The 13,322-nt window shown below is 64.4% G+C and carries 15 protein-coding genes; 9 read left to right on the forward strand and 6 right to left on the reverse strand.

Features of this window, described 5'->3' with window-relative positions; genetic code table 11:
• The first annotated feature begins 518 nt into the window (after positions 1-518).
• From Q4543_RS22080 to Q4543_RS22100, 5 genes are all read left to right on the forward strand, one after another.
• A complete protein-coding gene (locus tag Q4543_RS22080) occupies positions 519-1,823 on the forward strand; it encodes a helix-turn-helix transcriptional regulator (protein ID WP_303441936.1) in 1,305 nt (434 codons plus the stop codon).
• A 113-nt stretch (positions 1,824-1,936) separates the two neighbouring features.
• Positions 1,937-2,311 (forward strand): response regulator transcription factor, encoded by a 375-nt coding sequence (locus Q4543_RS22085; protein ID WP_303441938.1) that lies wholly within the window; start codon positions 1,937-1,939, stop codon positions 2,309-2,311.
• Position 2,312: 1 nt separating this feature from the next.
• Positions 2,313-2,612, forward strand: a complete 300-nt coding sequence (locus Q4543_RS22090) for a hypothetical protein (RefSeq protein ID WP_216006002.1) — start codon at positions 2,313-2,315, stop codon at positions 2,610-2,612.
• Between the two features lie 3 nt (positions 2,613-2,615).
• Positions 2,616-5,291, forward strand: coding sequence for an ATP-binding protein (locus tag Q4543_RS22095; protein WP_303441941.1), 2,676 nt, complete (start codon positions 2,616-2,618; stop codon positions 5,289-5,291).
• Positions 5,292-5,416: 125 nt separating this feature from the next.
• A complete protein-coding gene (locus Q4543_RS22100) occupies positions 5,417-6,538 on the forward strand; it encodes a FliM/FliN family flagellar motor switch protein (RefSeq protein WP_303441943.1) in 1,122 nt (373 codons plus the stop codon).
• Positions 6,539-6,544: 6 nt separating this feature from the next.
• Here Q4543_RS22100 and Q4543_RS22105 read toward each other — a convergent pair whose 3' ends face one another.
• The 4 genes from Q4543_RS22105 to Q4543_RS22120 all read right to left on the reverse strand — a co-directional run bounded on the left by Q4543_RS22105 (position 6,545) and on the right by Q4543_RS22120 (position 8,801).
• Entirely contained in the window at positions 6,545-6,976 is a 432-nt protein-coding gene (locus Q4543_RS22105) for a TIGR01244 family sulfur transferase (protein WP_303441945.1), read from the reverse strand.
• 10 nt (positions 6,977-6,986) lie between these two features.
• Entirely contained in the window at positions 6,987-7,424 is a 438-nt protein-coding gene (locus tag Q4543_RS22110; RefSeq protein ID WP_303441947.1) for a DUF6691 family protein, read from the reverse strand.
• 1 nt (position 7,425) lies between these two features.
• Positions 7,426-7,851 carry a YeeE/YedE family protein gene (locus Q4543_RS22115; protein WP_303441949.1) on the reverse strand — a complete coding sequence of 142 codons (426 nt, stop codon included), beginning with the start codon at positions 7,849-7,851 and terminating at the stop codon, positions 7,426-7,428.
• Between the two features lie 86 nt (positions 7,852-7,937).
• Entirely contained in the window at positions 7,938-8,801 is an 864-nt protein-coding gene (locus Q4543_RS22120; RefSeq protein WP_303441951.1) for an MBL fold metallo-hydrolase, read from the reverse strand.
• Positions 8,802-8,937: 136 nt separating this feature from the next.
• Here Q4543_RS22120 and Q4543_RS22125 point away from each other — a divergent pair, with 136 nt between their 5' ends.
• Together Q4543_RS22125 and Q4543_RS22130 are read left to right on the forward strand one after the other, a co-directional pair.
• A complete protein-coding gene (locus Q4543_RS22125; RefSeq protein WP_303441953.1) occupies positions 8,938-9,264 on the forward strand; it encodes a TraR/DksA C4-type zinc finger protein in 327 nt (108 codons plus the stop codon).
• Between the two features lie 38 nt (positions 9,265-9,302).
• Positions 9,303-9,527, forward strand: coding sequence for a hypothetical protein (locus Q4543_RS22130; RefSeq protein WP_303441955.1), 225 nt, complete (start codon positions 9,303-9,305; stop codon positions 9,525-9,527).
• A 276-nt stretch (positions 9,528-9,803) separates the two neighbouring features.
• On the opposite strand, the gene Q4543_RS22135 is transcribed toward Q4543_RS22130, so the two are convergent.
• Complete coding sequence (locus Q4543_RS22135; protein ID WP_303441957.1) at positions 9,804-10,019, reverse strand: hypothetical protein; 216 nt, start codon at positions 10,017-10,019, stop codon at positions 9,804-9,806.
• Positions 10,020-10,163: 144 nt separating this feature from the next.
• On the opposite strand from Q4543_RS22135, the gene Q4543_RS22140 reads away from it, so the two are divergent.
• Positions 10,164-10,424: a DUF2312 domain-containing protein gene (locus Q4543_RS22140; protein ID WP_216005994.1), complete on the forward strand. Its 261-nt coding sequence runs from the start codon at positions 10,164-10,166 to the stop codon at positions 10,422-10,424.
• 4 nt (positions 10,425-10,428) lie between these two features.
• On the opposite strand, the gene Q4543_RS22145 is transcribed toward Q4543_RS22140, so the two are convergent.
• Positions 10,429-12,087: an iron ABC transporter permease gene (locus Q4543_RS22145; RefSeq protein ID WP_303441959.1), complete on the reverse strand. Its 1,659-nt coding sequence runs from the start codon at positions 12,085-12,087 to the stop codon at positions 10,429-10,431.
• Positions 12,088-12,185: 98 nt separating this feature from the next.
• On the opposite strand from Q4543_RS22145, the gene Q4543_RS22150 reads away from it, so the two are divergent.
• Entirely contained in the window at positions 12,186-13,058 is an 873-nt protein-coding gene (locus Q4543_RS22150; protein ID WP_303441961.1) for a hypothetical protein, read from the forward strand.
• The last annotated feature ends 264 nt before the right edge of the window (positions 13,059-13,322 follow it).

A 13,322-nucleotide genomic window follows, 5' to 3' on the forward strand; every position in this document is an offset into this window, starting at 1 on the left:
ACGCGCATACATCTCATCATACTGCGCCGCGCCGACATGCGCCTTGGCCGCAAACTCGGGCGTCGGGGCGTAGGTGGTCATGGGGGTTCCTCCTCCAAGAGAAATTTGCCGGTATTGGAAAGCTGCGCGTCACATAAGGCAATAGGCGATTGGTGCAATGTTTCCGCAGCGCCGCTGAAACTTTGCACAAGTTGCGTGGGGGGTGCGGTGTTCGCCGGCAAGGTCATGCTGTCTTGCGCGCGCTGCTGACCACGCCCCGGGATCAGCGCGCCAAGCCGCTTATGGCTCTGCGTCGAAGCGACCATTCCTTGGTGGTCGGGGGGTAGCGTTGCCCTGTTTCGCCGCGTGACATGCGCTCCGCAGTGCAAATCCCGCACCGGCGCTGGGGGGTAAACAGATCTGCAACTGATTTTTCCGTAAAGATTTTTTTGTCAATTTGCGACCGATCGCCGATGGTGTATCGTAAAGAAACTCAGGTCGCGCCGCAAAACGGCGTTGCTAGATGGGAGGGTGAAGGTATGGCCCGCGATACGCTGACAGGCTCGCGCATTCGCGAGCGGCGGATCATCCTTGGGATGAAGCAGACCGAGCTTGCCCAAGAGGCGGGCATCTCGGCCTCGTATCTCAACCTTATCGAACACAACCGGCGCAGAATCGGCGGAAAGCTGCTGCTGGATCTGGCTGACATCCTTGGGGTCGAGCCGTCGGTTCTGACCGAAGGTGCCGAGGCTGCGCTGATCGCCAGCCTGCGCGTTGCGGCCTTGCACGCAAGGGAAAGCGGCGCAGAGGTCGACCGGCTGGATGAATTCGCCGGGCGCTTTCCCGGCTGGGCGCGGCTGCTGGCTGACGGACAGGCGCGCATCGAGACGCTGGAACGTTCGGTCGAGGCGTTGTCGGACCGGCTGGCGCATGACCCGCATCTGGCCGACGCATTGCACGAGATGCTCTCGACGGTGACGTCGATCCGCTCGACCGCGTCGATCCTTGCCGAGCCGGGCGAGCTTGATCCGGAATGGCGCCGCCGCTTTCATCGCAATATCCATGAGGACAGCGCCCGCCTTGCGGAAACCTCGCGCGCGATTGCCTCCTATCTCGAAGCCGAGGATAAGGCCGCCTCGGAAAGCGGCACGCCACAGGAAGAGGTCGACAAGCTGCTCGAGGCGGCGGATTACCACATCGCCGCGCTTGATGCGGGCGAGGGGCCAGAGGCGGTGGCAGGGCAGCTTGGCGCGCAGCTGTCGGCGGCGGCGCGGGGTCTGCTGGTGCGCAGCTTTACCCGCTATGCGCGGGATGCGGCGGCGATGCCGTTGGGCAAGGTGCTCGACGCGGTGGTGGGGACAGGCACCGACCCGCTGGCGCTGGCGCAGCGTTTTGGCACCGATCCGGCGCAGGCGATGCGCAGGCTTGCGACCTTGCCGCCCAACGCGCCCTGCGGGCAGGTCGGGCTGGCGATCTGCGACGCGTCGGGCGTGTTCACCTATCGCAAGCCGCTGCCCGACTTTCCGATCCCGCGCTTTGGCGCGGATTGTCCGCTCTGGCCGCTGTTCGCGGCGCTGTCGCGCCCGATGTCGGTGCTGAGCCGGGCTTTACAATCCGCCGGTCGGCAAGGCGGGGCGGTCACCGCGATTGCCTTTGCCCAGCCGTCGGGCCCGCCGCAGATCAACCGCGAGCCGGTGTTCGAAGCGCATATGATGATTGCGCCGGGTATGAGCCGGGCTGGCGAGAGCGCCGAAGAGGTCGGCGTGACCTGCCGGATCTGTCTGCGCCGCGAGTGTCCGGCCCGCCGCGAGCCGTCGCTTCTGGGGGATCCGATCGCGGGGTGAGACCGCGCGATGATTTTTTGACTCCGGCGCGCACTTGTCCGATAACTTGTTGACAGGGGAGAGGCATCTGCCGGCCAGCCGCCACGCGCGGGGGCCAGCGGGAAAGGAGAGGCATGGCCAAGCGAGTGATGCTGATCGAGGACGAGCCGAACATCATCGAAGCGATCAGTTTCATCTTGTCGCGCGAAGGGCTTGACGTCGAAACGCATGCCGACGGCACCACCGCCAACGACAGATTGCGCGCAAGGGTGCCGGATCTGGTGATTCTTGACGTGATGCTGCCGGGCAAAAGCGGCTATGACATCCTGCGCGAGCTGCGCGAGGATACGGTGACTGCTGGCGTGCCGGTCTTGATGCTGACCGCGCGCGGGCAGTCGCGCGACCGCGAGATGGCGGAACGTTCGGGCGTGTCGGCATATATGACCAAGCCGTTTTCCAACGCCGAAATGCTGGGGCAGGTGCGCGATCTGCTCGCTTCGGCGGTCTGACATGGCGCAGGAGGCCGAGCCGCCGAGGGGCAAGCCGCTGGTGTTCCTTGAACGGCAATCCTATCGCCGCCGCCGGGTGATCGACGCGGCGCGCGTGCTGCCCTTCGTCGGGTTGCTGCTGTGGCTGGTGCCGCTGCTCTGGCGCGACGAGGGCACGGCGGCGGTGCGCAGTTCCAGCGCCATCATCTTCCTGTTCGGCACATGGTTCGTGCTGGTGCTCGCGGCGGCGGTCCTGTCGTGGAAACTGGCAGCGCAGGCGCGCGAGCCGGGGGGCGCCGGGCCGGGCGGGCTTGGGGATTAGGCCGTGCTGAACACCCTCGTCGCGGTTTGTTCGCTATACGTGCTGTTCCTGTTCGCCATCGCCTTTGCCGCCGAACGGGCGGCGATGCGAGGGCAGGCGCGCTGGCTGCGCTCGCCGCTGGTCTACACGTTGTCGCTGTCGATCTACTGCACCGCATGGACCTTTTACGGCGCAGTTGGCAGCGCGGTGCGCTCGGGGTTCGAATATCTTGCGATCTATCTTGGCCCGTCGCTGGTGCTGATGGGCTGGTGGTGGATCCTGCGCAAGCTGGTGCGGATCGGGCGCACGCAGCGGCTGACCTCGGTGGCGGACCTGATTTCGGCGCGCTATGGCAAGAGCAACCTGCTGGCGGTGGGGGTCACCATTCTCGCGGTGGTCGGCACGACGCCCTATATCGCGCTGCAACTGCAATCGGTAACGGTCAGCTTCGAGGTGTTCGGGGTGGGCGATCTGTTTTCGGGGCAGGAGACCGGATACACCGCGCTGTGGGTCGCGGCGGGGCTGGCGCTTTTCACGGTGATCTTTGGCACCCGCAACCTTGACGCCAACGAGCGCCACAACGGGGTGGTCATGGCCATCGCGGTCGAGGCGGTGGTGAAGCTTTGCGCGCTGCTGGCGGTTGGCATCTTTGTGGTCTGGGGGCTGTCGGGCGGTATTTCGGGAACGCTGGCGCGGATTGATGCCTCGGCGCTCGGTGAATGGCGCATCGACGGCGGGCGCTGGACCGGGATGATCGTGCTGTCGGGCGCGGCTTTTCTGTGCCTGCCGCGGATCTTTCAGGTGCTGGTGGTCGAGAATGACAACGAGACCCACCTGCGCACCGCGTCCTGGGCGTTTCCGCTGTACCTCGGGCTGATGAGCCTGTTTGTCGTTCCCATCGCGGTCACCGGGCTGGAATTACTGCCCGCCGGGTCGAACCCCGACCTGTTCGTGCTGACGGTGCCGATGAGTCAGGGCCGGGACGGGCTGGCGGTTCTGTCGTTCCTCGGCGGGTTCAGTTCTGCGACATCGATGGTGATCGTCGCGGCGATTGCCCTGTCGACCATGGTGTCGAACCACGTGGTGATGCCGCTGTTCCTGCGCTACGCCCAAAGCGGCGCCACCGTGTCGGGCGATGTGCGCCACGTGGTGCTGCTGGCCCGGCGCCTGTCGATCATCGGCGTGGTGATGCTGGGCTATCTGTATTACCGCCTGTCGGGGGGCGGCGCAGCGCTGGCGTCGATCGGCGAGGTCAGCTTTGCCGGGGTGGCGCAGGTACTGCCCGCGATGCTGGGCGGGATCTTCTGGCGGGGCGGCAGCCGCATCGGCGCGCTGACCGGGCTGACGCTGGGCTTTGGCTGCTGGGGCTATACGCTGTTCCTGCCAAGCTTTGGCGCGGGGGTGCTGTTGCCGGAGGCATGGCTTCTGGATGGCCCGTTCGGCATCGGCTGGTTGCGCCCGCAGGCGCTGTTCGGCATCGCGGGGATCGATCCGTTGCTGCACACGGTGTTCTGGTCGCTGACGCTCAACACCGGGGGCTTTGTGCTTGCCTCGCTCGCCAGCTTTCCGGGTCCGCTCGAACGGCTTCAGGGGGCGCAGTTCGTCAATGTCTTCGAGCATTCCACCGGGCCCCGGCGCTGGTCCGGCAAGGTTGCGCAGGCCGAAGACCTGATGATCATGGCGCAGCGAATCATGGGCGCACGCGACGCACAGGCGCTGTTCGAACGGGAAGCGCAGCGGCAGGGCCTTGGCGGTACGCTGCCGGCGCCAACGCCGGATTTCCTTGAAACGCTCGAGCGCGAACTGGCGGGATCGGTCGGGGCGGCGACGGCGCATGCGATGGTGGGGCAGATCGTCGGCGGCATGTCGGTGTCGGTCGAAGAGCTGATGGCCGTCGCCGACGAAACCGCGCAGCTGATGGAATATTCCGCCCGGCTCGAGGCCCAGTCGCAGGAACTGGCGCGCACCGCTGCCCAGCTGCGCGAGGCCAACGCCAAGCTGACGCGGCTGTCGGTGCAAAAGGATGCGTTTCTCAGCCAGATCAGCCACGAGCTGCGCACGCCGATGACCTCGATTCGCGCCTTTTCCGAGATTTTGCGCGATACCGAAGGGCTGGAGCCCGAGGCGCGGAACAAATACGCTTCGATCATCCACGACGAGGCGGTGCGCCTGACGCGGCTGCTCGACGATCTGCTCGATCTGTCAGTGCTGGAAAACGGCCAGGTGAATCTCAATCTGCGCAAGGGGATTCTGGCCGATGTGCTTGACCGGGCCGTCGCGGCGGCGGCGGCGGATGAGCATGGCGCACGGGTGAAGATCTGGTGTGATCCGGTGGCGGGCGAGGTCTGGCTTGATACCGATCTCGACCGGCTGAGTCAGGTGTTCATCAATCTTGTCGCCAATACGCGGAAATATTGCGATGCCGCGCAGCCGCAGTTGCAGATACGCGTGCGCCCCGGCGCGCGAGTCGTGATCGATTTCATCGACAATGGCTCGGGACTGTCCCCGGAGGCGCAGGATGTGATTTTCGAGAAATTCAGCCGGGTGAGCGATCAGAAGGCTGGCGGGGCAGGGCTTGGCCTTGCGATTTGTCGGCAGATCATGACGCGGCTGGGGGGCGAGATTTCCTATCTTCCCGGTCAGGGGGGCGCGGCGTTCCGCGTTATCCTGCCCGCAACTTATGCAGCTGCGGCGCCGTAATCCCGAAGCCAAGGAAAACTGGCAATCTAAATTGCTTGGTAACCAAATGCCGCCATACCGAATGCGTGAAAACAGGCATAGAACGGGCCAGGCAGGTGATGGGAGATCCCGCAAGACAAGATGATGTGTTGGGCCAGAAGGCCAGCGCCGCGCGTCGTGCCCATGAGGCACGGGCGATGTCGCCGACCAAGGCCCTGCGCCGTGCGCTTTCCCGCACGGCTGATGTCCTGTGGGACCTCGCGCTTGTCACCCATGGCGTGTCGCAGGATATCCTCGATCAGGATGGGGTGGTCGATTCGCTGCCTGCGAACAATCTGCTGCTGCTTCTGGACGGCCCTGATGGCGCGGTTGGCCTCGCCATGGTCGACCGGCAGGTGATGACCGGCCTTCTCGAAGTGCAGACCATCCTTCAGGTCACGCAGATCCCGGCCGAGGATCGACCGCTGACCCAGACCGATGCGGCTATGATGGCCCCGCTGCTGAACGGCACGCTGGAACGGCTTGCGCGTTATCTCGACGGGCATCCGGATCGGCCACAGTTCGAAGGGTTCGCTTTCGGCGCAATGGTCGAAGATGCGCGCACCGCCGGTCTGCTGCTTGAGGCACCGAGCTATCGCGCGTTCCGGGTGTCCATCGACCTTGCCCTCGGGCGCCGCAAGGGGGAGATCCTGTTCGTGCTGCCAGAGCGGCCGAATGCCGCCCATGTCGAGTGCGCCAAGAGCCGTGACGATATGCCCGGCCCTCACGAGGGCAAGATGAAGATGCTGCCGGTGCTGATGGATGCCGTGCTGTGCAGCGTGAAATTGTCGATTGGCGCCGCGCAGAAGCTCAAGGCCGGGGACCTGATTCCCCTGCCGCTTGAATCGCTCGATGGCGTGGAACTTTTGGCCGGGGCAGGAACGGCCGTGGCGGGCGGACGGCTGGGGCAGATGAACGGAATGCGGGCCGTGCGGCTGGCATGGCCGGAAGGTGCTATGCCGTCAGATCTGACCGCCGCAGCCCTTGCCGACATGCCGATGGAGATACACGATCCCCGGCCGGCGCTGCCCGAGCCGGTGCTCGCCTCGCCAGCACCGGTGGAGGACGTCACACCAGACGTCTCCCCGGCGGATTTCGCCGAAGATCTTCCCGATCTGCCGCCAATGGAATTCGACACCGGCGATTTCGATTTCGACACAGAGCCGACCGAGCGCGAATCGGGCGACTCTGAATTCGCCGCGGCTACGATGGATCTCGACGGCAGGTGAGCGTGCTCAGCGCCGCTGCGCAGCCAAGGCTTCGATGGTGGGGCGCATCCCGCCAAGATCGTATCCGGCCTCATTGGCCTGAGTGATGATCTCGTCGGTGTCCCTGCGCCCCGCTTCGGCCAGAGCCCAGAGTGTGGTGCTGCGTGTGCCAGAGCGGCAATAGGCCAGCACCGGTCCATGGGGGGCGCCGAGCAATTGAGAAAGCTCGGTCACGGTCTCCATCGTCGCGCCTTGGGGCGTGACCGGCAGGTAGGCAAAGCTCATGCCTTCGGCGATCGCCGCTTCGCGGATCGCCTCGGCCTGGTGCGACGGCGGAACCTCGGCGTCGGGACGGTTGCATATGACGAGGGTGATACCCGCCGCCTTGAGCGCGGGAATATCCTCGACAGAGATTTGCGGCGACACGTTGAAGTCGCCCGAAACATTGATCATGGTCATGTGCGCCAGATCACTCCGCTGGCACAGGTTTGTCCAGACGTGTTCTCACGAAAGGTGCAACGATCATGCCGGTGAGCATTGCTGCGACAAAGATGTAGCCCCCGGTTCCGCCATAGCTGAGCGAGGCGATCGCCGGCCCCGGGCACAGCCCCGCCAGCCCCCAGCCAGCACCGAACAACAGCGAGCCAAGCACCAGCTTGCGGTCGATCCGGGTCGATGGCTTTGGCGGCAAGACAGTGCCCAGCAGTGCCGACCGCCGCCGCGCGGCAATCAGCCAGGCCAGCGCCATCGGCAGCATGGCGCCGCCCATCACGAAGGCAAGCGTTGGGTCCCATGCGCCGAACACATCCAGCCAGCCCTGCACCTTGGTGGTGTCGGTCATGCCCGAAATGAACAGCCCGGCGCCAAACAAACCCCCGGCAATAAAAGCAAATACAAGGCGTTGCATCTCAGATCACTCCCAGAAGGTGGCGGAAGAACAGAACGCTGACGCCCCCGGCAAGGAGGTAGCACAGCGTCGCGGCGAAACCGCGCAGCGACAGCCGCGACATGCCGCACACCCCGTGACCGGACGTGCAGCCATTGGCCAGCCGCGTGCCGACACCGACCAGCAGCCCGGCGGCGATCAGAACCAAAACATTCTGCGTCACGTGTGTATCGACCTCGCGATAGACCGGCTGCAGAATGATCGGCAACAGCACGACCCCGACGAGGAAGGCAAGCCGTTCCCATTTCGAGTCGCCCGCCGAGCCATCGACCAGCCCGCCGATGATGCCCGAGGCGCCCATGATGCGCCCGTTTACCAGCAGGTACACAGCCCCGCCTGTCCCGATCAGCAATCCGCCGATCAGGCCCCAGATCCAGTCCATTGGCATCTTGCGCGTTTCCCGCTTGTTGAAAATTCCAAGGCGTCCCGTTTGCGGCAGGGATACGCCGAAATTGCCGACCCTCGGGGCGGCTCTCAGAGCTTGTTGATCGGCACCTTGAGAAAGACATCGCCCTTCTCGTCGGGCTCCGGCATCTGCCCGGCGCGCATGTTGATCTGCAACGACGGGATGATCAGTCTGGGCATTGCCAGCGTCGCATCGCGGCTGTCGCGCATCGAGACGAAGGCGTCCTTCGATGTTCCGGCACCAACATGGACGTTCGCGGCCTTTTGTGCGCCGACCGTGGTCTCCCACGCGTAATCGTCGCGGCCGGGTGCCTTGTAGTCATGGCCCACGAAGATGCGGGTCTCGTCTGGCAGTGACAGGATTTTCTGGATCGAATTGTAAAGCGTTTCGGACGAGCCGCCGGGGAAGTCGCAGCGCGCGGTGCCGAAATCGGGCATGAACAGCGTGTCGCCGACAAAGGCCGCATCGCCGATCACATAGGTCAGGCAGGCCGGCGTGTGGCCGGGCGTGTGCATCACATCGCCGCGCATCTGGCCGATATGCAGGCTGTCGCCATCGACGAACAGCCGGTCGAACTGCGATCCGTCCCGCTGGAATTCCGTGCCTTCGTTGAACACCTTGCCAAAGGTATCCTGCACGACGCGGATGTTGTCACCGATGCCGATCTTGCCGCCGACGGCGTCCTGAATGTAGGGCGCGGCCGACAGGTGGTCGGCGTGGACATGACTTTCCAGCAGCCATTCGACCTTGAGATCATGTTGCCGGATGAAGGCAATGATCGCATCTGCGGACCGGGTGTCGGTGCGGCCCGATGCGTAGTCGAAATCGAGCACGGAATCGATCACGGCGCAGGACACTCCGGCAGGATCCTTGACGACGTAAGAGATGGTGTTGGTTGCTTCGTCGAAAAACGCAAAGACTTCGGGTGACATTGTTGCGGTATCCTTCATTTCGCCTCATCATATACACAAAGATGAATATGTTATCAAGAGGCCAATGAGTTTGATATGAATCATTGATCGAACCGGCTGTCGGACCCATTCTTGTGCCATGGAGGTGGAGGCAAGGATGTCCTGGGATCGGCAGAAGGCGATTCTCGAACGGCGGCTTCGCGAACTCGACGCGCGGCTGGGCGAGATCGAAACCAGTCTCGATGCACCAAGGCCGCAGGACTGGGCTGACAGTGCAACCGAGCGGGAAGGCGATGAGGTGCTCGAGGAGCTCGGCGTGCAAGGATTGCGCGAGATCGGGCAGATTCGGGCCGCGCTGGGCCGGATCGCGAGCGGAGACTACGGCGATTGTGCCCGCTGCGGCGCGCCCATCGCTCCAGGACGGTTGGAACTTGTGCCGGAAGCGCCGCTTTGTGCGGATTGTGCGGGACGGAAGGCCACATAGCAGGGGCTGGGGAGCCCTGCCACGAGGAGGAAAACGTTATGCTGAATGCGCTGAAAACCCGGATCTCGGAAATCGAAAGCGAGATCAGACGGGCATCGAGCCTTGCCGATTCTTCGGCACGCGGCGAGTTGCTTGAGGATCTCGAGCGGCACGTCGAGGAGCTTGAAGCGCGTGGCGGCATGGTTCCGCGCAGCGCGCTTGTTCTGCTGCGTCCGGGCGATGACGATACGGCCGAAGACCTGTTCGACAATATGCCGGTCTGATCACGCGCGGGGCTGACCTGTGCGATGCCTGCGAGGCGTCCTGAAGAAGGGGCGTCTTGTGGCATGGGCAGGGAAGGGCGTTCCCGGCGGGGGCGATCTCGAGGTCGGGATCGTCGCTTTTGCTATGTGCAACCCGCCTGCCGCTGCCCTGTCAGGGCAACTTCGCGCAGCGTGTGCGCTCTTAACCGCGCGGAGCGGTTATTCCTCGGGGGCGCGTGTCTTTCGTGATGCGCCCGCTGGCGTGGTGCTTTGCGCGGGGATAAGGCCTTGGTGCCCTTAGCTGAGGGAAATCCCGAGGATCACGACCATCAGCCCGAGCACCGAGCCAAGCAGCGCTGCCATGTTGATCGGTACCATCTTGCGCACGACCGCGCGCAGCGCCTCGTCGTCCAGACCGGCGCGGCGCGCCTTCCAGACCCGCAGGATGCTCCAGAGCAGGCCGCAAAGCCCCAGCGCCGAAATCACGACCCCGACATAGACAAGTGCTTCCATGGTGGCGCTCTCCCTTTTGCGCGGGGCTGTCCGCGTGGCCGGAATGGCGCGTACCCCATGGCGCGCTCTGCGGCAAGCCCTGCCTCTTGCCTGCCCTTGCGCGCTTGGGCTACCTAGGCGCCGAACCGGCAGGAGACACGAGCAATGCAAGACGACACTTCGGGCGACAAGTACGGCATCGCGGCAGGCGAACTGCGCAGCTTCATCGAACGCATCGAGCGTCTCGAGGAAGAAAAGAAAGAGGTCGCCGAACAGCAAAAAGAGGTGATGGCCGAAGCCAAGGGCCGCGGCTACGACGTAAAGGTGATTCGCAAGATCATCGCCCTGCGCAAGCGCGACAAGGATGATATCGCCGAGGAAGAGGCCGTGATGGAGATGTACATGGCCGCGCTCGGCATGAGCTGAGCGCCTAGCGGTTGGCCCGCGCCAGCAGGGCCACCGCAGCAAGCCCGGTCAGGATTACCAGCACTGCCGCCGGTGCTGCCTGACCGAGGTTCTCCAGCGACGCCTGGTCATGCACCCGCGTCGCCAGCGTTTCATAGTTGAACGGGCGCAGCAGCAAGGTTGCCGGCAATTCCTTGACGCAATCCACGAACACCAGCAGCAGGGATGAGGCGATCGAGGCGCGGATCAGCGGGTAATACACCTGCCGCAGCGTCTGCCCCTGCGTGCGCCCCAGCGAGCGCGCCGCAGCGGCAAGATTGGGCGACACCCGTCCCATCGCCGCATCCGCCGCGCCCTGACTGATGGCGAAGAACCGCACGAAATAGGCCAGAACCAGCGCAAAGGCCGACCCCGTCAGCACCAGCCCGATGTCGATGCCGGTCACCGCCTCGACGGTGTCGGCGAGCACATGATCGAACCCCGCAAGCGGGATCAGAATGCCAACCCCCAGCACCGCCCCCGGCGCAGCATAGCCGATGGTTGTCACCGGCATCAGCAGTCGCGGCAGCGGCGCGCGCGAAATCCGCACGCCATAGACCAGAAAGATTCCCCCAAGCACGGTCAGCACCGCCGCGATTCCACCCACCGTCAGCGTGTGCAGACCCGCCTTCCAAAGCGCAGGCACCGCCCAGTTTTCGGCATTGTCCAGCGCGTGGTTCAGGATCACCCCGCCCGGCAGGACGAACCCCATGACAAACGGCACGAGGCAGGCCGTCAGGGCGAGAGCCGCAGCAACGCCCGACAAGGGCCGACGTTCGATCGGGCGGTGCCGGGTCGAGAGGTTGAAGAAGCGCATCCGCCGCCGCGAGCTTTTCTCGAGCAGCACCAGCAGGATCACCAGCGCCAGAACGGTCGAGGCGATCTGCGCCGCCCCGCCGGCATTGTTGCTTTGCAGCCAGACCGAGAAGATCCCGGTGGTCAGGGTTTGCACGGCGAAATAATCGACGGTGCCAAAATCGTTGACCGCCTCCATCATGACGATGGCCATGCCTGCGGCGATGGCAGGGCGCGCAAGCGGCAAGCCGACGCGCCAGAACCGCCCCAGCGCGCCGACGCCCAGCGATTGCGCCACCTCGTCGGACGAGGCGGATTGCTCGCGAAAGGCATTGCGCGCCAGCAGGTAGACATAAGGGTACAGCGCCGCCGCCAGCACGATGATCGCCGCGCCCATCGAGCGGATCTCGGGGAACCAGTAATCGCGGGCGGTCTGCCAGCCCATCAACTGGCGCAGCCCGGTCTGCACCGGCCCGGCATATTCAAGGAAATCGACCAGCGCATAGGCCCCGACATAGGCCGGGATCGCCAAAGGCAGCAGCAGTAGATATTCCAGCCAGCGCCGCCCCGGAAAATCATAGCGCGAGATCAGCCAGGCCGCGCCCGACCCGGACGCCCCGGCCAGCAGCCCGACCCCGAACATCAGGATCAGCGTGTTGGAAAGATAGCGGGGCAGGGTGGTCGACACGAGATGCGGCCAGATGTTCTGCGACGGAAAGGCCGCGATCCAGAACACCGCAAGGATCGGCCCCAACACCAGCGCGGCAATCAGCGCCGCCCCGACAGACCATGTCGACGGCAGGCGCAGGCGGCGGCGTGCTTGGGTGTGGCTGTGCTGTGCCAGGCTCATGTCGAAGTCCTCGTTCCGCCACTGTTCCAGCGGCAAGTACTGTCATTGTTAAGGTGAATGTTCTTATAGTGCCGATCAAACATCGGAAAGAGCAGGCCATGCAGATCATCCTTCACCTTGGCGCGCATTGCACGGACGAGGATCGACTGCTGCGGGGTTTGCTGCGCAACGTCGGCGAGTTCCGCAAGGAAGGCGTGGCGATTCCGGGGCCGGGCCGCTATCGCCGCCTGCTGTCTGAGGCGGTTCACGAACTTGGTGCGCGTGATCCCGGCGCGGATGCGCGCGAGGTGCTGCTTGATACCATGCTCGACGACGATCCCGATACGGTGCGTCGTCTGGTGCTGAGCCACGAGAACCTGCTGTCGGTTCCCAAGCTGATCCTGTCCGGCGGGACGCTGTATCGCAAGCTCGAAGACCGGCTGGACGCGATGCACCGCCTGTTTCCCGGGGATGAGATCGAGGTGTTCGTGGGAATGCGGGATTTCGCCAGCTTCCTGCCCGCGGCCTGGCGGGCCTCGCCGCAAGACAGCTTCGAGGTCTTTCTGCATGGGCTCGATCCGATGCAGCTGCGCTGGTCCGATTCCATCGCACGGATCGCCGCCAAGGGCCCGGTGACCTGTTGGTGCAACGAGGATACGCCGCTGATCTGGGGCTCGATCATGCGCGAGATGGCCGGGGTCGCGCCCGACCGCAAGATCACCGGCTCATTCGACATGCTGTCCGAAATCATCAATCCCGAGGGGATGCGCCGCTTTCGCGCGTTCCTCAAAGAGAACCCGTCGGTGAACGAGGCGCAGAAGCGCCGGGTGATGGCGGCGTTCTTCGACAAATATGCGCTGGAGGAGGCCGTAGAAGAAGAGCTCGATCTTCCGGGCTGGGATGCCGCCTACATAGACATGCTGACAGAGCTGTACGACGATGATGTGCGTCAGATTGCAGGCATGGCGGGGGTGACGCTGCTCGTCCCGTAGAAACTGCCCGTCTGAGCAGCAATTTTCGACCTGACGCTGGGGAATGCGAAGTTTTTTGAAAAAAGTGCTTGCGGGTTTGGATCACTCACCGTAAAAGCCCCTTCACCGGCGGCGCTGAGGCGCGGGTCGGGTCGCTGGACGGGGCGGACGGGACGAGGTGGCGGAGCTGCTGAGGTCTGGACGGTGCGGACGGCGGAACGGACTATCGAGAGGTATTGACGGGCGGCGCGCCTTGAGAAGGGCGCACGGTCTGGTTTTTGTCTC

Origin of the sequence: Salipiger sp. 1_MG-2023, assembly GCF_030547555.1 — a bacterium.
In the GTDB taxonomy this organism is placed as follows: Bacteria; Pseudomonadota; Alphaproteobacteria; order Rhodobacterales; family Rhodobacteraceae; genus Salipiger.

Coding starts and splice junctions, on each gene's coding strand:
- Q4543_RS22080 (WP_303441936.1), top strand. CDS start 519: ATGGCCCGCGATACGCTGACAGGCTCGCGCATTCGCGAGCGGCGGATC.
- Q4543_RS22085 (WP_303441938.1), top strand. CDS start 1,937: ATGGCCAAGCGAGTGATGCTGATCGAGGACGAGCCGAACATCATCGAA.
- Q4543_RS22090 (WP_216006002.1), top strand. CDS start 2,313: ATGGCGCAGGAGGCCGAGCCGCCGAGGGGCAAGCCGCTGGTGTTCCTT.
- Q4543_RS22105 (WP_303441945.1), bottom strand. CDS start 6,976: ATGACCATGATCAATGTTTCGGGCGACTTCAACGTGTCGCCGCAAATC.
- Q4543_RS22110 (WP_303441947.1), bottom strand. CDS start 7,424: ATGCAACGCCTTGTATTTGCTTTTATTGCCGGGGGTTTGTTTGGCGCC.
- Q4543_RS22115 (WP_303441949.1), bottom strand. CDS start 7,851: ATGCCAATGGACTGGATCTGGGGCCTGATCGGCGGATTGCTGATCGGG.
- Q4543_RS22120 (WP_303441951.1), bottom strand. CDS start 8,801: ATGTCACCCGAAGTCTTTGCGTTTTTCGACGAAGCAACCAACACCATC.
- Q4543_RS22125 (WP_303441953.1), top strand. CDS start 8,938: ATGTCCTGGGATCGGCAGAAGGCGATTCTCGAACGGCGGCTTCGCGAA.
- Q4543_RS22130 (WP_303441955.1), top strand. CDS start 9,303: ATGCTGAATGCGCTGAAAACCCGGATCTCGGAAATCGAAAGCGAGATC.
- Q4543_RS22135 (WP_303441957.1), bottom strand. CDS start 10,019: ATGGAAGCACTTGTCTATGTCGGGGTCGTGATTTCGGCGCTGGGGCTT.
- Q4543_RS22140 (WP_216005994.1), top strand. CDS start 10,164: ATGCAAGACGACACTTCGGGCGACAAGTACGGCATCGCGGCAGGCGAA.
- Q4543_RS22145 (WP_303441959.1), bottom strand. CDS start 12,087: ATGAGCCTGGCACAGCACAGCCACACCCAAGCACGCCGCCGCCTGCGC.
- Q4543_RS22150 (WP_303441961.1), top strand. CDS start 12,186: ATGCAGATCATCCTTCACCTTGGCGCGCATTGCACGGACGAGGATCGA.